This window comes from Streptomyces sp. NPDC001339 (assembly GCF_042895955.1).
Lineage (GTDB): Bacteria > Actinomycetota > Actinomycetes > Streptomycetales > Streptomycetaceae > Streptomyces.
Genome location: NZ_JBIAWT010000013.1, coordinates 182,172 through 201,845 on the forward strand (window position 1 = coordinate 182,172; position 19,674 = coordinate 201,845).

9 protein-coding genes and 1 CRISPR repeat array are annotated in these 19,674 nt (G+C 69.2%); all 9 genes read left to right on the forward strand.

Annotated features, from left to right (window positions below):
- The first annotated feature begins 66 nt into the window (after positions 1-66).
- Positions 67-738, forward strand: a complete 672-nt coding sequence (locus ACFY12_RS31090) for a hypothetical protein (RefSeq protein WP_390719272.1) — start codon at positions 67-69, stop codon at positions 736-738.
- 87 nt (positions 739-825) lie between these two features.
- Positions 826-8,872: direct repeats of the CRISPR family, unit length 28 nt; unit sequence GAACTACCCCCGCGGGTGCGGGGACGAC.
- 137 nt (positions 8,873-9,009) lie between these two features.
- Positions 9,010-11,934, forward strand: a complete 2,925-nt coding sequence (cas3, locus tag ACFY12_RS31095; RefSeq protein ID WP_390719273.1) for a CRISPR-associated helicase Cas3' — start codon at positions 9,010-9,012, stop codon at positions 11,932-11,934.
- A 318-nt stretch (positions 11,935-12,252) separates the two neighbouring features.
- Entirely contained in the window at positions 12,253-13,935 is a 1,683-nt protein-coding gene (gene casA, locus ACFY12_RS31100; RefSeq protein WP_390719274.1) for a type I-E CRISPR-associated protein Cse1/CasA, read from the forward strand.
- Positions 13,932-15,074 (forward strand): type I-E CRISPR-associated protein Cse2/CasB, encoded by a 1,143-nt coding sequence (gene casB / locus ACFY12_RS31105; protein ID WP_390719275.1) that lies wholly within the window; start codon positions 13,932-13,934, stop codon positions 15,072-15,074. Before casA ends, casB begins: the two co-directional genes overlap by 4 nt.
- A 106-nt stretch (positions 15,075-15,180) precedes the next feature.
- On the forward strand, positions 15,181-16,344 hold the full coding sequence (cas7e, locus tag ACFY12_RS31110; protein ID WP_390719276.1) for a type I-E CRISPR-associated protein Cas7/Cse4/CasC: 1,164 nt from the start codon (positions 15,181-15,183) through the stop codon (positions 16,342-16,344).
- The gene (cas5e, locus tag ACFY12_RS31115; protein WP_390719277.1) at positions 16,341-17,132 is read left to right on the forward strand and encodes a type I-E CRISPR-associated protein Cas5/CasD; all 792 of its coding nucleotides are present in this window, start codon (positions 16,341-16,343) and stop codon (positions 17,130-17,132) included. The genes cas7e and cas5e overlap by 4 nt, the downstream gene beginning before the upstream one ends.
- 5 nt (positions 17,133-17,137) lie before the next feature.
- Positions 17,138-17,935, forward strand: a complete 798-nt coding sequence (gene cas6e / locus ACFY12_RS31120; protein WP_390719278.1) for a type I-E CRISPR-associated protein Cas6/Cse3/CasE — start codon at positions 17,138-17,140, stop codon at positions 17,933-17,935.
- Positions 17,928-18,914 (forward strand): type I-E CRISPR-associated endonuclease Cas1e, encoded by a 987-nt coding sequence (cas1e, locus tag ACFY12_RS31125; RefSeq protein WP_390719279.1) that lies wholly within the window; start codon positions 17,928-17,930, stop codon positions 18,912-18,914. The genes cas6e and cas1e overlap by 8 nt, the downstream gene beginning before the upstream one ends.
- Positions 18,911-19,252: a type I-E CRISPR-associated endoribonuclease Cas2e gene (gene cas2e / locus ACFY12_RS31130; protein ID WP_390719280.1), complete on the forward strand. Its 342-nt coding sequence runs from the start codon at positions 18,911-18,913 to the stop codon at positions 19,250-19,252. Before cas1e ends, cas2e begins: the two co-directional genes overlap by 4 nt.
- Positions 19,253-19,674: the final 422 nt, after the last annotated feature.

A 19,674-nucleotide genomic window follows, 5' to 3' on the forward strand; every position in this document is an offset into this window, starting at 1 on the left:
AGCCAAGTTCCCGGATTCCTTCGATCATCGGATCCCTGACTCTTGGTCGTGCAGAGGGATGAAGCGGTGACTGAAGGAATCCGGTCCGGGACGGCTGTCGGCAGCTTTTGGGCGGAAGAGGAACGCTGCGGAGGACGAGCGGTGGCCCTGCCGTCATGGTTGCTTACTACTTCGAATGAGGAAGTGGCGGCGACAGTTGCCAGGCTCTACGGCGGACAGTCTCGAAGCCGTGATCGACAGCAGGACCTCTTTGAACTGACGTTGGATAACGACGCCATCGCGGTGAACGTCGATGGCCCAGAAGCTGTGGTCAACCGTCTGGTGCTGCAGCAGGTAGAAGAGCACGCACCGATTCATGTCTGCGATGGGTTCAACTTCCTTCAGCCGATGGACAACGCAGGTGACCCTTGCGGCTGTCCCGAGTCGGTCTTCGACCGAAAAGCCGCTGCTCGATCCGGTCGCGGACCCAAGCCGGATGCCCGTCTTGCGTTCAGGCTTGCAGCGGCACCGGATTTGGTAATTTTCCACCTGACTTCGTCAACGTGGGAGTTTTCCGACTCGTTGAGTGCCGCCGTCGCCGGTATGGAGCGCGGAGACAACGGTGCGCAGATGACGATATCTCTGCAACGGAAGGCTGTCACAACGAGGTCAGGGATGGCCGTCAGCTATGTACGTCCGATCCTGTCGGTCATTCAACAAGAGTTCGCTGCCCCCGGTCAGCTCCGACTTGCTGCATGACTCCGGAGGTGATTCAGCGCCTTACTGAACTTAGAGGTCATCGTTGCTGGGGGCGGACTGGCGACTCTTAGTGACGTTGCGAGTCTGCCCCCGCCGTTGCGGGGACGACCTCGCCACCCAGCCGCACCACGGCGACGACCTGGAATTACCCCCGCATGTGCAGGGGACGACGCGGCGGCGGACCGGTAGCCGGACGTGGTGCCGGAACAATCCCCGCGGGTGCGGGGACGACGGCGCGGTGCTGCTGACGTGCTGGGCTGAGGCGGATCTACCCCCGCGGGTGCGGGGACGACCGGGCACGCCGGAGGTGGATCACGTTGCCGCAGGAAATCCCCCGCGGGTGCAGGGACGATGCGCCGGTAGCCGTGTAGGGCCGGCCATCCTTGGAACTATCCCCGCGGGTGCGGGGACGACCCGAAGTGCGTGGGCTCGGGTCGCCTGGAGGAGGAGCTATCCCCGCGGGTGCGGGGACGACGAGGTGCTGCGGCGCTGCGGTCCCGCACAGGCGGAACTACCCCCGCCGGTGCGGGGACGACGGATCCGGGTTCGAGTCGTCCTGACCGGATCTCGAACTACTCCCGCCGGTGCGGGGACGACTCCCCACACTGACGGCCGCCTCGACTCACGCAGGAAACTACCCCCGCGGCTGCGGGGACGACGCGCTGAACCTGCCCGAGGACGGCTCCTGCGTGGAACTACTCCCGCGGGTGCGGGGACGACAAACTCTGTTGTTTCTTTCCCAAGGTGTCCGTTGAACTATCCCCGCGGGTGCGGGCACGACGCCCGGGCACCCGCCTTTGTTGTTGCTACGAGAGAACTGCCCCGCGGGTGTGGGGACGGCGCCGCCTTGTGCGTGATCGGCGCGTCGTGGATGGAACTATCCCTGCGGGTGCGGCGACGACTCGCTGCGGGAAGTCGCCGAAGCCTCCGGTGACGAACTACCCCCGCGGGTGCGGGGACGACACGCGCTGGCGAAGCGAGGGGATGGGCGCGATGGAACTACCCCCCCGCCGATACGGGGGCGACTGCAGGTGCTCGCCCGCGAACCGCCAGGCCGTGGAACTACCCCTGCGGGTGCGGGGACGACGTTCGGACTCGGCCCGTGCCGCCCTCCATGCCGAACTACCCCCGCGGGTGCGGGGACGACCCCCGCTGCGTACGTCAGAAGAACTACCCCCGTGGGTACGTGGACGAGTGGAGAGCAGGTCGTTTCTCATAGTGCCCGAGAGGGCTACCCCCGCGGGTGTGGAGACGACACGGCGGCGTTCGACTCGGACGAGTCGTCTGGAACTACCCCCGCGGGTGCGGGGACGACTCCTGGGAGGAGCCAGCCGACCGCCATGCGGTAGAACTACCCCCGCGGGTGCGGGGACGACCGCCGCAACCGTCGCCGGGGCGAGTTCAGACGAGAACTACCCCCGCCGGTGCGGGGACGACACCCGAACTCGATTTCCCTGCCGTGCCGCGTAGGAACTACCCCCGCCGGTGCGGGGACGACGCAGGCGATCAGAATCGCCTGCACCAGCCGGGAGAACTACCCCCGCCGGTGCGGGGACGACTGGTACGACCCGGACATCCCCGAATCCGCCGAGGAACTACCCCCGCGGGCGCGGGGACGACGGCAGGGTGGTTGCTGGAGCTTGTGGCCGATGGGACTACCCCCGCAGGTGCGGAGACGACCGGGTTTCGGGGACGGGCCGGTCGGCGGTCCGGGAACTACCCCCGCGGGTGCGGGGACGACTACGCGCGGAAGACGCCCGAATCGTGCTGCGCAGAACTACCCCCGCTAGTGCGGGACGACAACGCGAGCCGGTGCGCCGTCTCCACCTGGGAGGAACTACCCCGCGGGTGCGGGGACGACGGCAGCAGCGTGGTGTCGTGCTGGCGCATCAGCGAACTACCCCCGCGGGTGCGGGGGCGACCACTCGGGTGAGGAGCCGGCGGGCCACGGAGTCGAACTACCCCCGCGGGTGCGGGGACGACCTGTCGTGCTGCGCTCATGCGGGCCAGCACCACCGAACTACCTCCGCCGGTGCGGGGACGACAGCCCAGCCGAGCAGTACATCAACCACCGCGGTGGACTACCCCCGCCGTGCGGGGACGACAACACTGAAGAACTCCAAGAGGTCAGCCTCTAGGGACTACCCCCGCCGGTGCGGGGACGACGACAAGGTCAGCGACGACGGAGTGAAGAACCCCGAACTACCCCCGCCGGTGCGGAGACGACCGCCACTCGAACCCGTCCTCGACGGCGGCGAGCGAACTACCCCCGCCGGTGTGGGGACGACTGCAATTCGGCTTCCAGCCGGTCCGCATGCTGCGAACTACCCCTGCTGGTGCGGGGACGACGGCCTGGACGTCAAGGCGGGTCTGGAATGCGAGGAACTACCCCCGCGGGTACGGCGACGACATCTGCGGCGCGCCCACCACGCTGATCCTCGCAGAACTACCCCTGCGGTGCGGGGACGACGGTCAGTTCGTGGCGCCCAAGCCGAACGCCCAGGAACTACCCCCGCGGGTGCAGGGACGACGTCTATCCGACGACGAACGAGGACTACGCGAGGGAACTACCCCCGCGGGTGCGGGGACGACTACGGCACGTGGGCCGAGTACGCGGCGGCTGAAGAGCTACTCCGCGGTGTGGGGACGACTCGATGGACGCCGACACCAAAACCGACGCGTTCGAACAACCCCCGCGGGTGCGGGGACGACCATGGCGCCTGACACTGACGTGGCTGACGGGAGGAACTACCTCCGCCGGTGCGGGGACGACCGTACCTCGGGCGGGAACTCAGGGCTGCACGGGGAACTACCCCCGCGGGTGGGGACGACCTCCATGGGGAAGCATCGGAGCGGGATGCGGCCGAACTACCCCCGCGGGTGCGGGGACGACAGGGCCTCCCGGATCAGGTTGCCGCGCTCGTGGGAACTACCCCCGCGGGTGCGGGGACGACCCGCCGGCGCAACCCGATCCGGAGAGCAGGTAGGAACTACCCCCACGGTGCGGGGACGACACGATCACGAAGCCGACGAACGCCGTCACCGGGGAACTACCCCCGCGGGTGCGGGGACGACATGTGCCCGCCGGGGAACTCGGTCCCGAACAGCGAACTACCCCCGCGGGTCGGGGACGACAGCTTCTGGAGTGGTACGCGCGCCCCTTCCCGAGAACTACCCCCGCGGGTGCGGGGACGACCGGCAGCCTCACGTTCGCGTCAGCGAGGGCAAGGAACTACCCCCGCGGGTGCGGGGACGACTGCACCGAAAGCCGTGTTGAGTGGGAGTCCTGGGAACTACCCCAGCGGGTGCGGGGACGACCCCGCCAGCGAACTGCCCGAGGTCGCTGAGGTCGAACTACCCCGCGGGTGCGGGGACGACGGGCCGGCAGGGGTTGAGGTGCTGGTGCCGGTGGAACTACCCCCGCGGGTGCGGGGACGACGCGGACATCCCGAAGGTACTCGCCACCACCCTGGAACTACCCCCGCGGGTGCGGGGACGACCGTCGAGGCTGGAACTCCAACGACATGGTCCGGGAACTACCCCCGCGGGTGTGGGGACGACGCTTCTCCGGTCGGGTCAAGGTGCTGCTCGGGCGAACTACCCCCGCGGGTGCGGGGACGACGTGAACAGTGACCGGTCCACTGAACTGCGCCACGAACTACCCCCGCGGGTGCGGGGACGACGACCGAGCCAACCCAGGAATCTCCCATCTGCGTGAACTACCCCCGCGGGTGCGGGGACGACTGTGCGCGGCCAGTGGGTCAGGGCCGATGGGACGAACTACCCCCGCGGGTGCGGGGACGACAGGGGGAAGGACAGCACAACGGGGTGATCGAGGGAACTACCCCCGCGGGTGCGGAGACGACGCACTTTGGCTCGTGATGTGGGTCGTTCCAGTGGAACTACTCCCGCGGGTGCGGGGACGACCTCGGCGCCGACGGAAACGCCGTGTGGACCGCGGAACCACCCCCGCAGGTGCGGGGACGACGACGCCGTCCTGGGCAACGTGCCGTACGGCAACGAACTACCCCTGCGGGTGCGGGGACGACCGGGCCACCGTCCAGGCGGCCCAGGGAACTCCCCCCCCGCGGGTGCGGGGAAACATCCCGTACAGGGTGGCCGTCCGGGGCTTGAGCGAACTACCCCCGCGGGTGCGGGGACGACGCCCGCATCGGGTTCGCCAGCTCGTACGACACGGAACTACCCCCGCGGGTGCGGGGACGACGACTCCGACCCTGCTCTGTGGATCGGCACGGCGGAACTACCCCCGCGGGTGCGGGGACGGCGAAGCCGACACCACCGGCCCCGGCACCAGCGCAGAACTCCCCCCGCCGGTGCGGGGACGACGACGATCCACGCCCAGAAGGTGCCGGGGTAGAACCACCCCCGCCGGTGCGGGGACGACCCGGCCTCGGCCCGGTAGCCGGAAGCGGTGCCGGAACTATCCCCGCCGGTGCGGGGACGACGAGGCAGGATCCATCAGGCTCCGGCCGCAGCCCAAACTACCCCCGCCGGTGCGGGACGACCTCTCGACGGGGCAGCCGCGGAGCATCCACTGGGAACTACCCCCGCCGGTGCGGGGACGACTGTATATGCGCCGCGTGTAGGCAATCAGGGCAGGAACTACCCCCGCCCGTGCGGGGACGACGGGCCCTGGCTGGTTGCCACCGCCCGGCTGACCGAACTACCCCCACCGGTGCGGGGACGACCCGGGCTCCGACGTGGCCCCGCTGTACGTGATGGAACTACCCCCGCGGGTGCGGGGACGACGGCTACACGGGCCTGCGCCGCTACCAGGCCACGGAACTACCCCCGCCGGTGCGGGGACGACCTCGGACATGATTCCCTCGACGTCGAGGACGAGGAACTACCCTGCCGGTGCGGGGACGACCCCTGCGCCCAGAAGCAGGGAAAGCTAGGGAAGGAACTACCCCAGCGGGTGCGGGGACGACTGCGAGACCTCGCGGACCATCCACGTGCCGATGGAACTACCCCCGCGGGTGCGGGGACGACGCAGCGCGGCGCATGATCTTCCAGGGCCAGAACGAACTACCCGCGCGGGCGCGGGGACGACCAGCAAGAACCCCAGGTCATACTGCTCAAGGAGGAACTACCCCCGCGGGTGCGGGGACGACGGGCCGGGGTGGCAAGGTACTGGTGGAGCGTGAGAACTACCCCCGCGGGTGCGGGGACGACCCCTCACGGACCTGGGGAACGCCGTGCGGTTGTGAACTACCCCCGCGAGTGCGGGGACGACAAGAACATCAGCACCTTGAGGTCGGCGCCCTGCGAACTACCCCCGCGGGTGCGGGGACGACCACGAAACCCAAGTCGCGCACCAAGGCTGGTAGGAACTACCCCCGGCGGGTGGCGGGGACGACGGGACGTCGACCTTGAGGAGCAAAGGGTGCGCGGAACTACCCCCGCGGGGTGCGGGGACGACAGGAGAAACCGGAAGAACACCTCTCACTGGTACGAACTACCTCCGCGGGTGCGGGGACGACCGGGTGACAGCGCTCATGATCACCGGGGCCCACGAACTAGCCCCGCTGGTGCGGGGACGACCGCCGTAGTGACCGGTCCGGCCTGTGAGGCTGAGAACTACCCCCTCCGGTTGGGGAGGGGGACGACAGCGGGTCGGCTGGCTTTCCCGGGCCGGACAGCGAACTACCCCCGCCGGTGCAGGGACGACGTCGGAGTCGCTGAAGAGGTGCGGGCGGATGGGGAACTACCTCCACCGGTGCGGGGACGACCACCGTGCGTACCTCCGTACGTACCGCCCTGCGGAACTACCCCCGCAGGTGCGGGGACGACGCAGGGCCGGTGAGTTCCATGGTGCCGTCCGGGGAACTACCTCCGCGGGTGCGGGGACGACCCGGCCTTCCTCGGATACGGAACGGTCTATGTAGAACTACAGCCGCCGGTGCGGGGACGACGGTCGTGAGACGGGCGCCTGTGGCAAACGTGGGGGACTACCCCCGCCAGTGCGGGGACGACGGGATCAGGGGGGAGACGGACGCCCCCCGGCGCGAACTACCTCCGCGGGTGGGGGACGACGCACTGACGGGGGTACGGGCATGAGCAACGTCGGAACTACCCCCCCGCGGGTGCGGGGACGACGGGGGAACGGAGACGGGGCGGTGACGGCGACCGGAACTACCCCGCGGGTGCGGGGACGACAAAGCAGCACAGACCACGAAACTCGCCGGTCGGGAACTACCCCCGCGGGTGCGGGGACGACGACCGCTGGATGACGCATGACGCGGTGCCACGGCGAACTACCCCGCGGGTGCGGGGACGACTACGGCCCGCACAGCGGGCACTCGTGCGGCGCGGAACTACCCCCGCGGGTGCGGGGACGACACCGACGAGAAGACCATCGAGCGGCTGCTGCAGTGAACTACCCCCGCGGGTGCGGGGACGACCCGGTGGCGGTCGGGGCCAGGGGCTTCCAGGTCGAACTACCCCCGCGGGTGCGGGGACGACAGATGGGAGGAGGGCCGCTAATTCAAATCATCGGAACTACCCCCGCGGGTGCGGGGACGACATCCACGTGACCCGGTATGTCCCGGAGGAGCCGGAACTACCCCCGCGGGTGCGGGGACGACGAGTTTGGTCGTCTGTGCTGCTTTGCTCCAAGAGAACTACCCCCGCGGGTGCGGGGACGACGGGAGGACTGGCTCCGCGAGCTGTGGACCGGCCGAACTACCCCCGCGGGTGCGGGGACGACTCTTCCGGGGCTTCTCGGTCTGCCTCCTCGGGAGAACTACCCCCGCGGGTGCGGGGACGACCTCCTCCGAGTACAGCGATGCGCCTCCCAGGCTGAACTACCCCCGCGGGTGCGGGGACGACGGTGCTGGAGGAGATCGACCGGGCGCGAGCGGCGAACTACCCCCGCGGGTGCGGGGACGACAGCGGTAAGCAGGGGCGAAAAGGCGACCACGAGGAACTACCCCCGCGGGTGCGGGGACGACCACATCGCGCCGCTCGTCCATGGCCTCGGCAAGGAACTACCCCCGCGGGTGCGGGGACGACGCGACCCCGAGCGTTCGCCGGCGCTGGAGTGGCGAACTACCCCCGCGGGTGCGGGGACGACTCTACGGGCTGGGTCGCTGAGCAGTGGAAGCAGGAACTACCCCCGCGGGTGCGGGGACGACTAGGAGCAATCGAGCGCATCATCGAGGAGCGGGGAACTACCCCCGCGGGTGCGGGGACGACTGCGCGCCCGGGAATCCCGCAGATCGGTGCGTCGAACTACCCCCGCGGGTGCGGGGACGACGAAATGAAGCACTCTTCCGAAGTCGCGAAGAACGAACTACCCCCGCGGGTGCGGGGACGACCTTGACTCTGTGTCGGGGATATGTCGGTGGAGGGAACTACCCCCGCGGGTGCGGGGACGACGGTCGCCGAGATCCTTTACTGGACCATCGACTCGAACTACCCCCGCGGGTGCGGGGACGACGAGGCTGCTGAAAGGCGGCGGATGGTGAGGTGGGAACTACCCCCGCGGGTGCGGGGACGACGCGACCCGACACCCGACCACCCCCATAAGGCTAGAACTACCCCCGCGGGTGCGGGGACGACGCCCCGCGATACGCGTGCGGCGTGCGCTCGGAGGAACTACCCCCGCGGGTGCGGGGACGACCCTCGTTCTGCTCAGCCAAGACCCACTGTTGAGGAACTACCCCCGCGGGTGCGGGGACGACCTTCACCGCGGCGGGCTGTTCCAGGGCCAGCAGGAACTACCCCCGCGGGTGCGGGGACGACGCCGACGTCCCCAACGAAGACCGTGGCGGAAGGGAACTACCCCCGCGGGTGCGGGGACGACGGTCGTCTGGCCCACGCGTGGCCAGCTGTCGACGAACTACCCCCGCGGGTGCGGGGACGACCCGGGGACCGCACGGGGCAGCGCACCCAGCGAATGAACTACCCCCGCGGGTGCGGGGACGACCCGCCGTATCCGACGGTGCGGCCCTGCACCGCGGAACTACCCCCGCGGGTGCGGGGACGACACGTCGCTGCCGATATCGACCAACTGGAGTCGAGAACTACCCCCGCGGGTGCGGGGACGACCCGTTCGTAGTGGTGGTCGTGGCCGTTGAGGACGAACTACCCCCGCGGGTGCGGGGACGACACTTCTTGACCTGCGCGGATGCTAGCGGTGGGACCGGTTTTCCTTTGGCAGGATCGGCGGTCGGGTCATGTGGTCCAGGGCCAATGTCAGTGGGCGGGTCTATGGTGCGGATCCACTGTACGGAGAGGGCTGCGCTGATGGAGCACACGGGATCGATTGTCGACCTGATGCGGGGGATGGGACTCTCGGAGGAGACCGTTGCCAGGGTGTCGCGATTATGGGGGAAGTCCGCGGCGCGGAACGGGGGACGGACCCACCTGTTACTCGGGCACTTGCTGGACACCGCTGCCGTGGCGGAGGTGATGTGGGACCGGTACCTGTCGGCCGCGTTACGGCACCGGTTGGAGGAGATCAGTGGCGGACGCGGGCGTCTGTGGTTCATGTGGATCTGTGGGATTCACGACTGCGGAAAGGCGTGCCCTGCCTTTCAGGCGATGGACGATGCGGAGGCCGCCCCGGTCAGGGCAGCGGGTCTGGTGTGGGGGAGGTTGCCGTCGGACCGTCGGCAGCGGTGGCGGCATGACGTGGCCGGCGCCGCGTTGCTGCGGCCGAGATTGGTCGCGGAGTGGGGGAGTTCGGAGAGCGCGGCATGGGTGTGGCCGTTGGTAGCCGGCCATCACGGGACGTTTCCGTCCGTCCAGGGGCTGAAGCCGAAGCATCGGGAGGTCCAGGGGCGGGGAGCTGCGTGGGAGGCGGTGCAAAGGGCGGTCGTTGACGTGTTCACCCGGGCCGTCGGTTTTGCGGATCTGGCCGATGCGCGACCGGTGGGCGCTTTGAACCGGGCGGAGCAACTGGGGCTGTCTGGACTGATCGTCATGGCGGACTGGATCGCCAGTGACAGCGAGCAGTTCGAGGGGATCGCGGATGCGCGGAAGGTGTCTCTCGCCTCGGCGCGCCAGCGGGCCGAGGCGGCGTGGCAGCGGCTCGGTCTGCGAGGCGGGTGGGACGAACTCGCGATTCCCGAAGATCGGCTTACTCCTCTGACCGGGCGGCTGGGAGTGACCCCGAGGGCATCGCAGCAGGAGCTGGTCGAGCGGGCGTGGTCGATGCCGGTGCCGGGGCTGATGGTGGCCGAGGCTCCGATGGGGGAGGGCAAGACGAAGGCCGCTCTGGCGGCGGCCGAGGTGCTAGCAGCCCGGTTCGGGCTGGAGGGTGTCTTCGTGGCCATGCCGACGCAGGCGACCAGCGACCCGATGTACGAACAGGTGCTGGAGTGGGTGCGGACGTTCGACCCTGAGCTGGAAGCGCAGGTCGCACTGCTGCACGGCAAGCGCCGTTTCAACCCGACGTGGCGGGAGATCTGGGAAAGCAAGCGGATAGACCCGGTTGGACAAAGCGGCCGGGGCGAAGAGCCGGCGGCCTTGGACCCGTTCGACGTCTACGGGGCGACCGAGGAGGACGCCGAGTACGGCATGTCCGCCTGGACATCAGACGCAAGCGGCAGACCGCAGGAAGAGCGTGACGGACCGGCCCGGTGGTTCCTGGGTAACAAGCGGGGCCTTCTGACGGCGTTTGCTGTCGGCACCGTGGATCACCTCCTGTACGCGGCGACCCGCACGCGGCACGTGATGCTGCGCTTTGCCGGACTGGTCGGCAAGGTCGTGGTGGTGGACGAGGTGCACGCCGCGGACGTCTATATGCGCCAGTTCCTCTTGGAGGCGCTGCGCTGGCTCGGGCAGGCCAAGGTCCCGGTGGTCCTGCTCTCGGCGACGCTTCCGCCGGCCCAGCGGCAGGCATGCGTCGATGCGTATCTGTCGGGTGCTCTGAGCGCGGCGGACGTGGTCTGTCCAGTGCCAGAGCCGGCTGGTTATCCGTGTGTCACCGCGGCGTACGCCCTCTATGGGGCTTCCGTGGCAGTGAGTTCGCGTGAAGCGGTGCCGTCCTGGCGCGCGTCGGCGTCGACGCGGATCGACTGGTTGCCCGATGCCAGCCCAGACGGGGGGCTGCTCGCCTCGACCGTGATGAAAGAGGCAGCCGACGGCGGGGTGGTGCTGGTGGTGTTGAACCAGGTCGACCGAGCCCAGGCTGTTCACCGTGCCTTGACGGAGGCCGGCTTCGACGGGCAGGTGCGGCTGCTGCACGGTCGACTGTGCTCGGCCCACCGGGCGGAGCGAACCGAGGAGTGCCTGCGGCTGCTGGGGCCAGGGGCGAATGAGGAGCGCCCTGACCGGATGGTGGTGATTGCCACACAGCTTGCCGAACAATCATTCGATGTGGATGCGGATCTGCTCATCACGGACCTTGCTCCCGTTGACCTGCTCCTGCAGCGCATCGGGCGGCTCCACCGGCACAGTGGCCTCCGGAGACCGTCTGCGTTCGCCAAGCCGCGTGTTCTGGTGACAGGCCTGGCGGTTGGCGAGAGAGGGCGCCCGCGCTTCCTGCCCGCGTCCAAGGGGATCTATGGGGAGTGGGCGCTGCTGAGGGCGGCCGCCCTGGTCGCTGAAGCCGCGGGGCCGCTGAGTGGAGGAACGCGGCAGACAGACGGGTGGAGTATCCCGGCCGATGTGCCGGGTCTGGTTGCCAGGGCCTACGGGGAGGCGGAGGTCTGCCCACCGGATTGGGACGAGGCCGTAGCGCGCGAGGTGTGGAGCGCAAAGGAGCAGCAGCGGGAGAAGGACGCGGAGGGGTTCCTGTTGACCCGCCCCCGGGAGTGGGGAGCGCCAACGTTGGAGGGACTCCACTACGGGGGCATTCAGGCGGCATCCGAAGAGGACCTCGACGCCGTGGTGCGGGACGGGAAGCGGTCGGTGGAGGCGGTGATCGTCCGGCGCTCGGCCAGCGGGTACCGATCGATCGACGGGACCTGGATCGGCGTACACGGTGAGGTGGACGACGAAACGGTGGTCGGCCGGCTCTTGGGCGGTACCGTGCGGCTGCCTTCCCGGCTGACGGAGGCTGCGGAGGCGGAGGGGACGGGACTTGTTCCTTTGCCTGGGTGGGCCGGTCACCCCTGGCTCAGGTACGCCCCGGCGCTCGTGCTGGAGGAAGACGGGACAGCTGCGCTGGGCAAGGACAGGGTCTCGTACGACGACGTTCTGGGGTTGGTCGTCGAACGAGGCTGAACGGCGCCTGGAGCCGGGCCCGAGCCCTCTCACCCCGCGCTGCGGGGACGATGCGAAGCACCAAGCGGGAACACCCCCGAACTCGGGGAGGGGCGGCTCCGTGCGCCGTCGGGCAGGGTACAGGGTCGCCGCTCGCGTCGTCTGCCGGGATGTGAAGGTCGTCCGGATGCACCGGATTCGGTTGTAAGCAACAAGCGTTGTGTGCAAGCCTTGTTGCGATCAGGTGGCACGCCAAGTCGCGTGGCGAGAAGGCGAGTTGCCGTGACTTCCTGTGCGTTTGGGGAGACGTGCACACGATTCATGGAGGGGGGAACCACGGTGGACGCCGACGGAGATCTCGTTCACGGCAGTTGGCTCACCACAGTCGATGCCGACGGCGCAGTCCGCACGGCCGGATTATTCGCCGCGTTGATGGGTGCGCACACGGTCCGGAGGCTGGAGCTGCCGGTGCCGACGATGCTGCCCGCATTGCTGCGACAGATGCTCCTGCCGGTGGTGCTTGATGCCATCGGCGTGCCGCGCACGCGGCAGGAGTGGGCGGAGCGGTTCAACCGCGGCAGATTCTCGGACGCTGAGGTGGCGCAGCTGACCGACTACCTCGGGACCCGCTATGGCGACCGTTTCCGGCTCTTCGACGACAAGCGCCCATTTGCGCAGGTCGCCCACCTGGAAGCGCTCAACGGAGAGACCAAGTCGGCCGCGCAACTCGTGCCGTCGATCGCCTCCGGCAACAACGTGCCGCTGTTCAGTGCGGTGACCGAGGGCGATGAGCTGCTGTTGACGCCTGGGCAGGCGCTGCTGTGGCTGCTCCACGCGCACTGCTGGGACACTGCTTCCATCAAGACCGGAGCCGTCGGCGATCCTCAGGCGAAGAACGGCAAGACGACCGGAAATCCGACGGGCCCGCTCGGCCAGCTCGGGGTGACCGTCCTGGTGGGCCGGAACCTGTTCGAGACGCTGATGCTGAACACGCCGGTCTTGCCTGCCGGCCTGGACCCGGCGGACCGGCCCCAGTGGGCCTGGGACGAGCGCCCGGCATCGCTGGGCTGGAAGTCGCCAGCCAGTCCGGAGTGGTCGCCACGCCCGGCTGGCGGACTGTTGGACCTGCTCACCTTCCAGGCCCGCCGCATCCGACTGATCCCGTGCGAGACGGAGAAGGAGCCGCGGGTGCATCGAGCAATCGTCTCCGCTGGCGACCGCCTTGCCCAGACTCCGGAATGGGACCCGCACACAGCGTGGTCCCATTCCGCCAAACCGAAGGCGGGCCAGCCCCGACGGCGCCCCCGCCGCCATGCCTCCGGGCGCTCGGCCTGGCAGGGACTGGGCACGCTGCTTGCGCTGGCCCTGCCCGTCGAAGGCGACGGACCGTACACGTCCGTCCTGCTGCGCCAGGCTGGTGATCTGCGCGCCGAAGACGTCCTGCCCGCCGACTATCCGCTCGGTGTGGAGATCTGCGGTCTCGAATACGGCACCCAGTCCGCCGTTGTCGAAAACGCCGTCGGTGACAGCCTGCCGCTCCCGGTGGCCTCACTGCTCGCCGAAGACGACTGGCTGCGCGCCGCCATCTTGGAATGCGTCAGCCAGGCGGACCAGGCCGGCCGTGCATTGGACCACCTCAACAACGATCTGCGACGGGCTTGTGGCGGCGATCCGCTGCCGCGGGACAAGGGTCAGCGCCCCTCCTCCCAGTTCCTGCACACCCTCGACGGAACGATGCGCCGGCTGCTCGCCGGGCTGCGCACCGTCGGTGAGGACGACGACCTGCTGGAGCGGGCCCAGGTGGCCTGGGAGCTGTCCGTACGGGCGGCGGCCGTCGGGGAGGCCGAAGCGCTGCTTGCTGCCGCGCCGCCGCGTGCGGTGGTGGGACGCGTTGAGAAGCACAACGGCAAGGAGGTCGTGTACCGGAGCGGCAAGGCTGCCGGCATCTTCTACAAGAAGCTCGCCGAGATCCTGCCCCGGCTCCCCGGAAGCGGCTCGGGCAACGGGGAGGCGGCGGCATGAGCACCGTAACCGGCAGGACCCGCAGCGGCCTGCGCGCCTACTTCTGGGAAGAGGCCGCAGCGGACTGGCAAGCCTGCGCACAGGAAGGCCGCCCCAGGTTCTCCGAGCACGTCACACGCAAGCTGCGCGGCTTGTGCGACGGCATCAACGGCGAGCCGGGCACCGTTCCCGCCATGCGGGACACCCACCGGGTGCGGCTGACAGACGCAGCCCGGGACTCGGACCGCCTGCCCGACCTCTACATCGCTGAGCACGCCGCACTCACCCTCTTCGGGCGCCACCAGCAAGCGGCCGCTGAACCCGCCCATCGCCCGAGAGGCGGCCTGGGCACGGCCTGCCGGGAACTGCGCCGCGCCGAAGCATTCTCGGTAAGCGCTGTGGACCAGCGGCTGATTGCGGCGGCCACTGCACAGGACCTCCTTGAGCTTGTCCAGCACCTGTACCGGCTCGTTCCGCTGCTGGGGCAGGCGGGCATCGGCCTCGACTACACCCGGCTGCTGTACGACCTTGCTGCCTGGGAGAGCCCGGGCCGAGACCGGGCCCTGCGTTCCTGGGGGCTGCAGTACACCGAACCGTTCGCTGCCGACGATGACGCACATGCCGCCCCGTACTGGACCCGCTTCGCACCGGACCGGGTGGAGAACGGCGCACAGCTTGCCGCCCTGAGGTCCGGCACAGGCCGTGAGGCCGGCACTGTCCCCGCGATGTGGCCGTACTACCGCACCCGTATGTCCTGCGACCTGCGTGAGCGGGGCTCTCTCACCCGGGACCTGATCGCCGAGCACGCCGCACTCACCCTCTTCGGGCGCCACCAGCAGGGCCGCAGACGGAGGATGCACATCCCGGGCAACACCCCAGGCACCGCCGCGCGCCTGTTGCTGGCGAAGAGCGGCAGCGGAGAGGAAGCGCTGGAACGCCGGTTCGGTGCCCTCCTTACCTCGATCGACGGCGGCGAGCTCGCGATGCATTTGCGGGGCTTGGTCACTCTGCTCTCCCGTGCCGAAATCGGACTCGACTACGACCTTTTGCGCACCGCTCTGCGGACGTGGGACGACCCCAAGCGGCCGAATGCCCAGGGCCGTTTCCGTGACCGCTGGGACCGCGACTTCCGCGTCGAGCCCACCTTCAAGAATTCCTGACATCGGCGCTGGACAGCCGTTTCCTCGTCCGGCGCTGCATCACCCTGCCCTATCCAGCTACGTGTGTCGCCGCTGGCGACGCCTCATGTCACCGAGGAGCCCGTTCGTGACTCAGCCCACCCTGTTCGTCGAGGTCCACATCCTGCAGAGTCTGCCTCCGTCCAACGCAAACCGGGATGATTCGGGTACTCCGAAGCAGGCGCTCTACGGCGGCGCCCGCCGTGCCCGGGTCTCCTCCCAGGCGTGGAAGCGGGCCACCCGCACCGAGTTCGCTAAGGCCGTAGAGCCGGCCGACCGCGCGACGCGGACCAAGCGGATCGCCGCGCTGCTCGCCGAGCGGCTCACCGTGCCGGTCACTGAGGGGGGTGCGGGACTGGAAGCTGCCCAGGCCGACCGTCTGACCGCTGCCCTGCTGGAGCCTCTCGGGATCGCCAAGTCGTCCAAGAAGGAGGAGCAGTCCGCCTACCTCCTGTTCTTCGGCAAGCGTCAGCTCGACGAGATCGTCAAGCTGCTGAACGGTCGTGCCGCGGAACTGGCCGCCTTGTCCGACGCGGACCTCAAGGCAGAAGTCGGCAAGCTTCCGGTGGTCGCCACCCTCTCGACCGGTCACCCGGCGGAGGTCGCGCTCTTCGGCCGCATGGTCGCCGACCTGCCCGCCCTCAACGTGGACGCCGCCGTCCAGGTTGCACATGCCTTGTCCACGCATGCAGTGCGCACGGAGTTCGACTACTACACCGCGGTGGACGACGAGAACACCGAGGACCACGGCGCGGGCATGATCGGTACCGTCGAGTTCAACTCCTCCACCCTCTACCGCTACGCCGTCCTCGGCGTACACCAACTGCGCGACAACCTCAGCTCCGCCGAGGACACGCGCGACATGGCCATCCGGTTCGTCGACGCCTTCACCCGCTCCATGCCCACCGGACACCAGAACTCCTTCGCTCACCGCACCCTGCCCCACCTGGTGCTCCTCACCCTCCGCACGGACCAGCCGGTGAATCTGGTCTCCGCGTACGAGGAACCGGTCGTGGGCGTCACCGGCCTGTCGACCGAGTCTGCCGTTCGCCTGGCCGACGAGCTGAAGTCCGTCAGCGCCACCTGGGGCGCCGAACCGGTCAGCACCCTGGCCGCCTACAACGTCGAGGCCGACAAGCTCACAGAGGTGTTCGGCCCGTCCCTCACCTTCCCGACACTGCTCGACTCCCTCGGTGAGCTGGTCGGGCAGTGGCTCGCCGACGGCGAGATCACCAAGGCCGACGCGCGATGACCGACCACGCCGTCCTCATCCTCAGGCTGGCCGCGCCACTGCAGTCGTGGGGCGGCCCCTCCCGCTACAACCGGCGCGAGACCCGGCCTCAGCCCACCAAGTCCGGCGTCCTCGGCCTCCTTGCGGCCGCCGAGGGCCGCGCCCGCGAAGCCTCGATCACCGACCTCCTCGACCTTCGGCTCGGCGTGCGTGTCGACCAGCCGGGCTCACTGCTACGCGACTACCACACGTTCAGCGACCACCGCGGCGTGCCGTTGCCCTCCGCCAAAGTGAACGCCAAGGGCGTGCAGACGAAGACCAGCCCGGCCAAGTACACCGGCGTCACTCAGCGCTTCTACCTCCAGGACGCCGTCTTCGTCGCCGCCCTGCGCGGCCCGGCACCCCTCCTGGAACGTCTGGAGCACGCAGTACGCCACCCCGCCTACCCGCTCTCCCTCGGTCGCCGCTCCTGCCCGCCCACCGGACCGGTCAGCCTCGGACTGCACGCCGACGCCGAACTCCCGGATGCGCTGACGGCCGTACCGTGGCAAGCATCCGCCCACCGCCGCAGCCAAGTCCAGGCGACGGAAGTGACGCTGGAGGCCACAGTCGAGGACCTCGCCGGCGACCAGCTCGCCGTCGACGTCCCCGACACCTACGACCTCAAGACCGGCACCCTCTTCGGCCGACGGACCGTCCGGCACCTGTGGGTCACCCTCCCCACCGGTCGGCAAGCAGCACAACCGGCTGACAGGGAATCCCCTCCGGCCAACCCCGGCCACGACCCGTTTGCCCTCCTGGGCTGGTGACCCTGATGCCCTACCTTTCCAAAATCGCCCTGAACCCCCGCCGCCGCAAAGCGGTCTCCCTGCTCTCCAGCCCCCACCGCCTGCACGCCGCGATCCTCGCCGGTCTCGCCGTGCAGCCCGTCACTGAACGCGTCCTGTGGCGGATGGAGAACAACACCTCCCATCGCGCCGAGATCCTCGTCCTTACCGAGAGCCGCCCCTCCTGGCAGCATCTCGTGGACGAAGCCGGCTGGCCCGGAGCCGACGGCGGCGAACCGCTCATTGCCGACTACAAGCCACTCCTCGAACGCATTGCACTTGGCCGGGAGTTCGGCTTTCGCCTGACCGCCAACCCCGTCCAGAGCGTGCCGCGCCCTACAAAGCCGAGTGAGCAGCAGAACGCCCGCCTCAAAGCACACACAGAACGCCCCCATACCGCTGGCCGCCGCCCGCGTGGCTTCCGCCTGGCCCACCGAACAGCAGCTCAGCAACTCGACTGGATCCTCGCCCGAGCCGAACGCCACGGCTTCACCATCCCCGAGGCTTCTTCCGACGCGCCAGCCCCAGGACTCAAGGCAGACGGCTCACTTGCTGCGGGACCTGCCGTGTCGATCGTCAGCCGCGACATCCTGCGCTTCAACAAGCACCGTGACGGGCCGCGGATCACCCTCTCCACGGCCACCTTCGAAGGACGGCTGAGGGTCACCGACCCCGACGCGCTGCGCGCGGCGCTGCTGGGGGGCATCGGGCCAGCCAAGGGATACGGGCAGGGACTGCTCACCCTGGCCCCGGTAAGAGCACAGGCGGCGGTGACCAGTGCGTGAACCTTGGTGGCGGGCCGGTCCGCAGGAAGTGCACAGGCTGGAGGACCGCGTCTCCAGCCTGTACGTCGAGCGCTGCCACATCGACCGTGACGACAACGCCGTCGTCCTGGTCAACAAAGCACGAGTGGTACACGTTCCAGCCGCCTGGCTCGCCGTCCTCCTCATCGGCCCTGGAAGCCGCATCACTCACGGCGCCGTCACCCTGCTCGCCGACTCCGGCACCTCCCTGTGCTGGGTCGGCGAGCACGGCGTCCGCCTCTACGCCTCAGGCCACGGCATCGCGCGCGGCTCCCAACTCCAACTGCGGCAGGCATGGCTCGTCACCCGCCCCAAGGAACGCGTCGCGGTCGCCCGCCGCATGTACGACATGCGCTTCCCCGACGAAGACACCTCCGGCCTCACCCTCCAACAACTACGAGGACGGGAGGGCACACGCGTCCGCCGACTGTACGCCCAGCACTCCGAACGCACTAAAGTGCCCTGGACCAAGCGGGAATACAAACCCGGAGACGCCTTCGCAGAAGGCGACGACGTCAACCGACTGCTTTCCGCGGCGAACTCCGCCCTGTACGGGATTTGCCACGCCGTCATCACGGGCATCGGCGCCAGCCCAGCCCTCGGCTTCGTTCACACAGGCTCCGCACTGTCCTTCGTCCTGGACGTCGCCGACCTCTACAAGGCCGAGTTCACCATCCCGCTGGCCTTCGACCTCGCGGCCAAGGGACTCACCTCGGAGCGCGACGCCCGCACAGCTCTCCGCGATGCCGTGGTCCAGGGCAAGCTGCTGTCCCGCGTAGTCGCGGATATCAAGAACCTTTTGATGCCGGAAGGCGCCACCCTACTGGAGGAAGACCTGGGAGGACTGTGGGACGACGGAGATGGTGTCGTCAGCGGCGGCCGCAACTGGGATTCGCCCCCTTTCAGTCCTGACAGCCACCTTGACGTCATCCCGGACCCAGGCAGGAGCACAGCCCCATGAGCGCCGCGACCACGGTCGTGGTCCTCATCGCCGCCCCACCCGGTCTCCGGGGCCACCTGACGCGCTGGTTCGTCGAAGTCGCCCCAGGCGTCTTCGTCGGTAGCCCCAACGCGCGCGTCCGCGACGGCCTGTGGAAGGTCTTGGCCGAGCGCATCGGCGACGGCCAGGCAGTCATGATCGAGCCTGCCCGGACCGAACAGGGCTGGGCCGTCCGCACAGCCGGCCAGGACCGTTGGACGCCCACCGACTTCGATGGGCTCACTCTCATGGCCCGGCCGAGGGGGAATGCTGGGCAGGCGTGGAAGGTCGTCGCGAATCAAGCAAGCGAAATGGCATGATTACGCGCCAACAGTGCAGGTCGAGAAGTGTCGTCCCCGCGCCTGCGGGGGTAGCTCCCCGGCCTCTGCCGACACCCGTCCGGCCGTCCGGTCGTCCCCGCGCCTGCGGGGGTAGCTCTACCTGTGCGGTATTTCTAAGGACGTGAAAGACGTCGTCCCCGCGCCTGCGGGGGTAGCTCCCCGCCCGGCGCGACTGGGAGATCGACAAGGTCGTCGTCCCCGCGCCTGCGGGGATAGCTCCATGTTCGGCGCCTACGAGTTCGCGCAGGTCGCGTCGTCCCCGCGCCCGCGGGGGCAGCTCTTCCGGGACGGCACAAGCTAGCCCGCCTAGGCCGTGTCTCCTTGACGGGTTGCCAGTGGATCAGCTGCACCCGGTGATCGGTGACCAATGTGGTGTGGCACGGATCGCGCCCTCATACGGG

Excerpts from the sequence above, each read along its gene's own strand:
- cas3 (WP_390719273.1), top strand. The coding sequence starts at position 9,010 with ATGGAGCACACGGGATCGATTGTCGACCTGATGCGGGGGATGGGACTC.
- casB (WP_390719275.1), top strand. The coding sequence starts at position 13,932 with ATGAGCACCGTAACCGGCAGGACCCGCAGCGGCCTGCGCGCCTACTTC.
- cas5e (WP_390719277.1), top strand. The coding sequence starts at position 16,341 with ATGACCGACCACGCCGTCCTCATCCTCAGGCTGGCCGCGCCACTGCAG.
- cas6e (WP_390719278.1), top strand. The coding sequence starts at position 17,138 with ATGCCCTACCTTTCCAAAATCGCCCTGAACCCCCGCCGCCGCAAAGCG.
- cas2e (WP_390719280.1), top strand. The coding sequence starts at position 18,911 with ATGAGCGCCGCGACCACGGTCGTGGTCCTCATCGCCGCCCCACCCGGT.